Annotated in this window: 7 protein-coding genes; 3 read left to right on the top strand and 4 right to left on the bottom strand. The window is 46.7% G+C overall.

The window, feature by feature from the left end; all coding sequences use genetic code 11:
* Together AB5026_RS18220 and sstT are read left to right on the top strand one after the other, a co-directional pair.
* A partial coding sequence (locus AB5026_RS18220) for an MATE family efflux transporter (RefSeq protein ID WP_368214100.1) occupies window positions 1-1,095 on the top strand: 1,095 nt, incomplete at its 5' end.
* Between the two features lie 234 nt (window positions 1,096-1,329).
* Window positions 1,330-2,538 (top strand): serine/threonine transporter SstT, encoded by a 1,209-nt coding sequence (sstT, locus tag AB5026_RS18215; protein WP_368214099.1) that lies wholly within the window; start codon window positions 1,330-1,332, stop codon window positions 2,536-2,538.
* Window positions 2,539-2,702: 164 nt separating this feature from the next.
* On the opposite strand, the gene AB5026_RS18210 is transcribed toward sstT, so the two are convergent.
* Together AB5026_RS18210 and malQ are read right to left on the bottom strand one after the other, a co-directional pair.
* Window positions 2,703-3,332 (bottom strand): metal-dependent hydrolase, encoded by a 630-nt coding sequence (locus AB5026_RS18210; RefSeq protein WP_368214098.1) that lies wholly within the window; start codon window positions 3,330-3,332, stop codon window positions 2,703-2,705.
* A 276-nt stretch (window positions 3,333-3,608) separates the two neighbouring features.
* A complete protein-coding gene (malQ, locus tag AB5026_RS18205) occupies window positions 3,609-5,117 on the bottom strand; it encodes a 4-alpha-glucanotransferase (RefSeq protein ID WP_368214097.1) in 1,509 nt (502 codons plus the stop codon).
* Between the two features lie 393 nt (window positions 5,118-5,510).
* On the opposite strand from malQ, the gene AB5026_RS18200 reads away from it, so the two are divergent.
* Window positions 5,511-6,530, top strand: coding sequence for a LacI family DNA-binding transcriptional regulator (locus AB5026_RS18200; protein WP_129975167.1), 1,020 nt, complete (start codon window positions 5,511-5,513; stop codon window positions 6,528-6,530).
* 118 nt (window positions 6,531-6,648) lie between these two features.
* On the opposite strand, the gene AB5026_RS18195 is transcribed toward AB5026_RS18200, so the two are convergent.
* Together AB5026_RS18195 and AB5026_RS18190 are read right to left on the bottom strand one after the other, a co-directional pair.
* Window positions 6,649-7,131 (bottom strand): GNAT family N-acetyltransferase, encoded by a 483-nt coding sequence (locus tag AB5026_RS18195; RefSeq protein ID WP_368214096.1) that lies wholly within the window; start codon window positions 7,129-7,131, stop codon window positions 6,649-6,651.
* A 241-nt stretch (window positions 7,132-7,372) separates the two neighbouring features.
* Window positions 7,373-8,377, bottom strand: a complete 1,005-nt coding sequence (locus AB5026_RS18190; RefSeq protein WP_138276756.1) for a U32 family peptidase — start codon at window positions 8,375-8,377, stop codon at window positions 7,373-7,375.
* Window positions 8,378-8,554 lie beyond the last annotated feature (177 nt).

Below are 8,554 nucleotides of genomic sequence, written 5' to 3'. Positions count from 1 at the left end.
GAGCTTGGTGCCGAAAACAGAAAAGGTACCGAAGAAACGATCCATACATCTCTTCTTCTCTGTGCCATCGCAGGACTTCTGGTCTGTGTCGTCTGTCTTCTGTTTTCCGGACAGATGCTGTCCATGATGAATACGAAACCGGAGCTGATGGACCAGGCTGTTTTATATATGAAGATTTATGCTCTGGGTATGCCGGCCATGGCTGTATACAATTTCGGTAACGGCGTATTAAGTGCCCGCGGCGATACGAAGCGACCGCTGATCTATCTTTCCATTGCCGGAGTGATCAACGTTCTTCTGAACCTGTTTTTCGTTATCGTCTGTCATATGGCCGCCGCAGGTGTGGCAACTGCCAGCGCGATCGCCCTGTATATATCCGCTGCTCTGGTAATGATCCACCTCCTCCGGAGAAAAGACGAATGCAGGGTATCCCTGCGTAAGCTCCATCTTCACCCAAAGGCCTGTAAAGCAGTACTGCTTCTTGGTATTCCCACAGGTCTGCAGAACGGAATTTTTGCCATTGCAAATCTGTTCGTACAGGCCGGCGTCAACTCCTTCGATGCAGTCACGGTTTCCGGAAATGCTGCCGCTGCAAATGCAGACTCTCTGATCTACAACGTCATGTTCGCCTTCTATACTGCATGCGCAAGCTTCATCGGCCAGAACTGGGGTGCCGGAAATAAAAAACGTATGCTGAAGACTTATGGGATCAGCCTTACATATGCCTTCATCGCAGGCGCGATCCTTGGTGGACTGCTTCTTGTTTTCGGTCCGCAGTTTTTGTCACTGTTTGCCACAGAACCGGCAGTCATCGATGCCGGCATGGAGAGGATCCAGATCATGGGCTTCAGCTATGCCTTCAGCTGTTTTATGGATTGCAGTATCGCCGCTTCCCGTGGCATCGGAAAAAGTATCCCACCGACCATCATCATCATTCTGGGATCCTGTGTATTCCGTGTCATCTGGTTCTATACGGTGTTTGCACACTTCCAGACCATTTCCTCACTTTATCTCCTGTATATTTTCTCATGGGGAATTACAGGCTTTGCGGAGGTTCTGTTCTTTGCTGTAAGCTTCCGGAAAATTCGGACCTGATACTTCAAATATATAGCGCCAGACGAAGCATTGATCTGGCGCTTTTTATATCTTTCTCGCGTTTTATGTACATTTGTCTTTACAAGGCGGACATAATTGTATATAATTATTCTGTTGTGCTTTTACGCGATGCAGTAATACCGGCTTAGAACGATCCGCCCTTTACACTGGATCGTTGCTTTGCGGCTCAGCATTTTTTAGCACACTCACACAATAGGAAAGAGGAAACTAGTTATGAAAAAACTGATTCAAAAATGGAACAGCATCAACCTGATCAAGCGTATCATCTGTGGTCTGATCGTTGGTATCATTCTCGGACTTGCGATCCCTCAGGCATCTGTGATCTCCATTCTCGGTGATCTGTTCGTCGGTGCTCTTCGTGGAATTGCTCCGCTTCTGGTGTTCTTCCTGGTAATGAGCTCTCTGTGCCACATGGGAAAAGGCCAGAAAACAAACATGAAATTCGTTGTTGTACTTTATCTTCTGGGAAATATACTCTCAGCACTGGCAGCTGTGATCTCCAGCCGCCTGTTCCCGATCATGCTGACTTTTTCCGAAAATACAAATACTTCCGACGTCACTCCGCCAAGCGGTGTTGCAGAGGTCCTCAAAAACCTTCTGATGAACATTGTTTCCAACCCGGTTGACGCACTTGTCAACGCCAACTATATCGGTATCCTTGCATGGGCCATCATCTTCGGTATCGCACTGAAGGCCGCAAGTGAAACTACCAAGACTGTCATCGAAAACATTTCCGATGCAACCTCCACAGCCGTAAGATGGATCATCAGCCTTGCTCCATTTGGTATCATGGGCCTGATCTTCACAACCATCTCCGAGCAGGGGCTTGGCGTACTGTTAAGCTATGGCCGTCTGATCTGTATACTGGTGGGAACCATGCTCTTTGTTGCACTGGTGATCAATCCGATCATTACTTTCATCTGCACACGCCAGAATCCGTATCCGCTGGTTCTGCGCTGCTTGAAGGACAGTGGTATCACAGCCTTCTTTACAAGAAGCTCTGCCGCCAACATTCCGGTAAACATGGAGCTGTGCAAGAATCTCGGACTTGATGAGGATACCTACTCCATCTCCATCCCTCTTGGTGCGACCATCAACATGGGTGGTGCAGCGATCACCATTTCCATCATGGCTCTGGCAGCTGCACATACACTCGGTATCAGCGTAGACTTCCCGACCGCTCTGATCCTCTGCATCCTGGCTGCTGCAAGTGCGGCTGGTGCTTCCGGAGTTGCCGGCGGTTCTCTTCTTCTGATCCCGATGGCCTGCAGCCTTTTCGGAATCCCCAATGATGTTGCCATGCAGGTAGTTGGTGTCGGTTTCATCGTAGGCGTGATCCAGGATTCCTGTGAGACAGCACTGAACTCTTCCACAGACGTACTTTACACAGCATGCGCCTGCAGGATCAGAAAGAATAAATGATCACACTTATAAACCGTCAGGCGGATATTCGTAATTGAAACAGGGAACTCCCTTGATTCGGTTAAAAAGAGCAGATCTTCCGTATTTGGAAAATCTGCTCCTTTTTTGGCTTAACAATATCTGCCCCATATAAAATTATCCGTAATCGGTAAATAAAACATCCTCTACATTCGAAAAAGCTTCCAGTTCTCTCCCATCTGCACAGCCAGATATACGATCTCAAAGATCACAGCTACAGATCCAAGCTTAAAAAGCAGGGAATCCACAAAGCCTCCTGCCTTACAGAAATCCAGCGCAATGCCGCCCGGCAGCGGATACAGGATCCGTACCCGTTTCCGGTTAAAGCAGTCCAGCACCAGATGTGATGCGAATCCAACCACAAAATAAAGGACCAGCTTCGCGGACACCATGGATATGGCTGCACTTAAAATGGCCATAGCCATGATCGAATGCATAAATGACCGGTGCGGCTGATTTTTTCCAAAGGCGCAGACTGCAATAAAAATAATAACTCCCATGGCAACCGGCGCCATAGACTGGTTATTGCGGATCTTTTCCCAGATGGAAAAATTATAAAAATAATTCAATGCGATCTCTGCTGCCACAAGCAGTACCGCGATCAGTGTGATCCGGTCCGCATCCTTATGGGATTTGGAGGTTCCTACATCAATGTCGCTGATCAATGCTCCAAGCATTCCTGTTCCTGCCGCAAGTACCAGACCGGAAACCGTAGAGGGCTGTGTAACTGCCAGCACTGTTCCGAGTCCGACTGCCGCGTGTGTTTTTCCTGTCATAATTCTCCCCTTATTGTAAAAAATCTTCCGTTATTCAGGATTATCCACTGCTACAGATCAGACACTCTCTTCTGATCTTCTGCATATATAAATGTATCACTTTATCATTTACCGCAGATCTGAAAATACAATAAGGCAGCTGTCAGCCTTACCTTTTACTGACAGCTGCCTCCACGAAACAGCATTATATCACATAAAAAATCACGATTCTATCTAAAATCTTTCTACTTTCTTTCACGTCCCGTTTAAATGGAATATGTCTCTTGGATCTCTCTTTTAATCAGACCAGTTCATACGTCCGTAGCGAAGTGCAATATCATGGATTTCTTTCTGAAGCTTCACAGTCAGCTCCCTTTTGCGGATCCTCCACTTCCAGTTCTTTCCTACTGTGGAAGGCTGGTTCATTCTGCAGCTGTTATCCAGGCCCATATAATCCTGCATAGGGATCACACAGAGCTTTGCACTGCTTCTCATAACCAGGCTGATAAAGCATTTATGCAGCTCTTTATCCGGTGTATAGTTATCACAGAGATAATCCCTGGCAAGCTTACGCTCTTTTGCCATAATGCTCTTCCACCATCCGGCGATGGTCTCATTATCATGGGTTCCTGTGTATGCCACACTGTTCTCCGGATAGTTGTGTGGAAGATAATCGTTGGCACAGCCGGAATCTCTGGAATCAAACGCAAACTCCAGGACCTTCATTCCCGGGAATCCACTGTCATGGACAAGCTGACGCACAGAATCTGTCACATAGCCAAGATCCTCCGCAATGACCTGCTTCCAGCCAAGGGCCTGCTCCACTTTGCGGAACAGATCGATCCCGGGACCTTTTTCCCAGTGACCGCCAATGGCATTTTCTGCACCGTATGGAATGGAAAAATACTCGTCAAAGCCACGGAAATGATCGATCCTTACCACGTCATAAAGGCGGAATACGTAGCTCAGTCTGGAGATCCACCACTGATATCCTGTATTTCTGTGGTAATCCCAGCGGTACAGTGGATTTCCCCAAAGCTGTCCTGTTGCGGAAAAACCGTCCGGCGGGCATCCGGCTACAGCCACCGGCACATTCTCCTCATCCAGCTGGAAAAGTTCCGGATGAGCCCAGGTATCTGCACTGTCCATAGCTACATAGATCGGGATATCTCCGATGATCTGAATGCCTTTTTCGTTGGCATATTTTTTCAGTTTCATCCACTGCTCATAGAATTTGAACTGCATATACTGCTGGAATTCAATATCAAAATATAATTCTCTGCGATAGTAGTCCATGGCATTTGCCCAGCGAAGGCGGATATCCCCTGCCCATTTTGTCCACTCAACACCGCCGAACTGATCCTTTACTGCCATAAAAAGTGCATAGTCGGAAAGCCACCAGCTGTTTTCTGCAACAAATTTCTGATAATCCGGATTCTCTCTGGTGTTGCTGTTTTCGTAAGCTTTGCGGAGAAGCTTATAACGGCCTTTGTAGATTTTTTCATAGTCTACGCTGTCTGCTCTTCTTCCCCAGCTGACCTTATCACAGTCCTCCTTTGTAAGGACGCCTTCCTCCACCAGTGCCTTCAGGCTGATAAAATACGGATTTCCCGCAAAAGTGGAGAAGGACTGGTACGGAGAATCTCCGTAACTGGTAGGTCCCAGCGGGAGGATCTGCCAGTAGCTCTGTCCCGCTTCCTTCAGCCAGTCCACAAAATCATAGGCACTCTTTGAAAAACATCCGATGCCGTACTCTGACGGCAGGCTTGTGATCGGCATCAGAATGCCGGCTGCTCTTTTATCCATATCTTTTCTCTCCTTATGTTGAGCCCTGCATCTCAGAGCATCTTATCTATTATCCTCTCACGGATGCATATTCATATAATCTACGCAACCGTTTGCGTAAATTATACGTCCATTTTGCATGAAGTGCAATGCGTTTTTGTCTTTTCTACCTTTCTTACAATTTTTACATCCTGATTTTGTGCAGTTTTTCATTGTGTCAAACAGAATCTGTCTGCATCTCACTACCTGATTTTCTGTGCATCTGTTTTTACGCAATTTCATGCAATTTTCCGTGCAATATGTTTGACAGTATCCTTGTTATGAACTACAATATCTCTATCAGACTGAGATAAAAAAGCCGGATCAGAGGCATACTTCCGCTTTGATCCGGCATATCCGTGAGGAGGCAAATTTATGGCAGTAACCATCAAAGATGTGGCAGCTCTGGCCGGGGTGTCCCCGTCCACCGTTTCCAGAACCTGCAAAAATAATCCATCTATCAGTGAAGAAACCAAGGAACGTGTACGCAGAGCCATGGCGGAGCTTGGCTATGAGCCGAATTTTCAGGCCAGTAACCTGGCAGCACAGATTTCCCGCTCCATCGGTATCATCCTGCCTCCGTCCCCAAAGGAGACATACGAGAATTCCTTTTACCTTGAGACGATCCGGGGGATCAGCCACTACTGTAACGCACATCAGTATATCAGCACCATTGTTACCGGTCAGAATGAAGAAGAGATCCTTAACGCAGTACGTTCCATGTCCAGAAGCGGTAAGGTTAACGGATTTATTGTTCTTTATTCCCGTGTGAATGATCCTGTTATTGATTTTCTCTTCAGTGAAGGACTTCTCTATATCCTGATCGGAAAACCGGCACAATACACCAATCATACGATCTATATCGATAATGACAACCTTCTGGCCGGACAGGAGGCAACGGAGTATCTTTATGCTCTGGGCCACCGGAAGATCGCTTATCTGGGTGTAGATAATTCCCTGGTCTTTTCCGCAGACCGCAAAACCGGCTACATGACTGCGCTGATCAGCCACGGATTAACCGTACAGCCCGAATACTGTATAGAGGTTCCTGCCGCTTCCCAGAATGAGTTTCAGGAGCTTCGAAAGCTGCTTTTAAGTGAGGAGCGCCCTACAGCTGTGCTTGTCAGTGATGATATTCTGGCGCTTTCCCTGGAAAGGATCTGTATGGAAGCAGATATCTCCATACCGGAGGATCTGTCCATTCTTTCCTTTAACAACTCACTTTTTGCCAGACTGACTTCGCCTCAGCTGACCTCCATTGATATTAACTCCGGGCAGCTTGGAATGGAAGCAGCCACGCAGATGATCAGTCATATCGAAAATCCGAGCCTTCCGGCCACAAAGATCATTGTACCTCACCAGCTGATCGAAAGGGACAGCTGCCGGAGGATCTGATCTGCTTTCAAACAAAAAACAGGTATCTTCTCTGCTGACTGTGTATTGACCACCACTTATCGATCTGACATTGGTGGTCGATCTACCGCCCGGCAAAAAGATACCTGTTTTTCATTTTTTATAATGCTTTCTCATAACACCAGTACATATGTCCCCAGAGTTCACACTCTCCCACGTTCTCAAAATTCAGCTTATTATAAGAACGGAGTGCTTTTACATTGTCCTTCGCAACAAGAAGATGTACAGCTTTATAGCCCCGCTTCTTCAGTTCTTCCATCACACCCTTAAGAAGTTTCCCGGCAATCCCCTGATTCTGGAATTCCTGACATACTCCCACCCGGGAGACCTCCGCTGACGGCACCATGGTTTCTGACCAGCATGTGAGACATTCCACATTTGGATCATCATCAATGGAGATCACACCTGCGATATTTCCCGCATCGTCCCGCATACAGAACAGCGCATCTCTGGAAAGATCAAATTCCACTTCTTTTTCTGAAGGATACTCCTCTGTCCACACACAATAGGGCGTCCCCAGCAATGAACGGTACAGCTTCAGAACTGTATCTGCTTCTTCTCTTTTTACACGCTCGAAATTCATTTTATATCTTTTCTCCTGAAAATACATTCTTTTTCCGCCCGGATCCCGCCAGTATCAGGATCACAGCAAATGTAATGATCTCTGAACTCAGAAAGGAGCTCCACACGCCATTGATCCCAAATAATCCGGAAATAGCTTTTTCCCAGGACCGTCAAATCTGCAATCTGCACCATGTCCTTTTCTGATTCTGGTTTTCATCCCATTTATCATTTATTCCAACTCAAAAAAGCTTCTCTTTTTGTTACTGATAATAACATCTTTCGCTACACCCCGCCGGAAACACTGTCCGTTTTAACGTATATTTAAATTCCCTCTCATTTTCTGCAGCGTCCAGGATTTCCAACGCTTTTCGCAAATTCCGGATATCTTTTTCCATGTGATCCACATAGTTTCCCCGGCCAACCAGCTTCAGGTGCGTGATCCCTGCCTGCTTCAGCTGATACAGTGCACACAGTCCACAGCCTGTCTCACCACAAAGATATCCGGATTCATCATATGCTTTCAGATCCGGTTCCTGATCCCACGCCTGCTCCTGAAGAGCCATTATTTTTTCCGGAACAGCATCACCATTCCGTACAGTTCCAAGCCAATAGGACACCCTGCAAAGATATCCCATCTCATCACAGTGAAGAGAATTACAGAATGCTCCCGTAAACTGGCACATTTCATTCAGCACAAAGGCCTCGAACTGCATTCCCGCCTCCGGTCGGATCCCAGCCTGTTTTTCCACTTCTCTCTGAGATGCAATAACAGACTGCATATCCCGGAACGTGTTTTTCCGATGAAAGATCAATCTCTTCAGAGGAAAGCGCCGGAACATCTTCAGCATTTCACTGTTCACTTCCCCCGTCTCTCCGCTGAGATGGATCTCACAGGAAATCCCCCTGTTTTTCAGATAAACAAGAAGTGCCGGATCTGCAATGATATAGCTTCGAAATCCAATTCCCATGCACTTTTCTATGATATCTCCGATCTCCGGATACTGTTCCGGAAGATAATACAGGGAATTGAAGGTGAGATGCACCGGCTTTTTATATTTTTTTACCATCCGGGAAAGAATTTCCAGCTCACTGTATGCTCCAAGCTGAACATTACAGCAGAGAACCTCCCTGCGATTTAACGGCATTACTGTGCCGTATTTTTCCGCCCAGGAAAAGGGTACATAGCCACAGAAAAATTCATCTGCTCCTGCCTGCACAAAACGTTCATATTCATCTATGGAGCCTAACCCGGCTGTTATTTTCATACTGTTCTCCATGTCCTGTTCCTTTTTTCCGCAATGTATTCTTGTCAAACGGATATTCGCGATCCACCTTCGAAGCCTGCTCATCACCTGTCATATATTAACAACAATGCGATCCGGCTTTGTGCCTTTTATATTTTTCCACATTTCCGTTGACTCCGGAAGTGTTTTATCCACACC

The organism is Blautia sp. RTP21359st1_E11_RTP21359_211015, from assembly GCF_040910705.1.
GTDB lineage: Bacteria > Bacillota > Clostridia > Lachnospirales > Lachnospiraceae > Blautia_A > Blautia_A fusiformis.
Note: the sequence above shows the minus strand (reverse complement) of the source record. Positions and strands in the feature narration are given on the sequence as shown.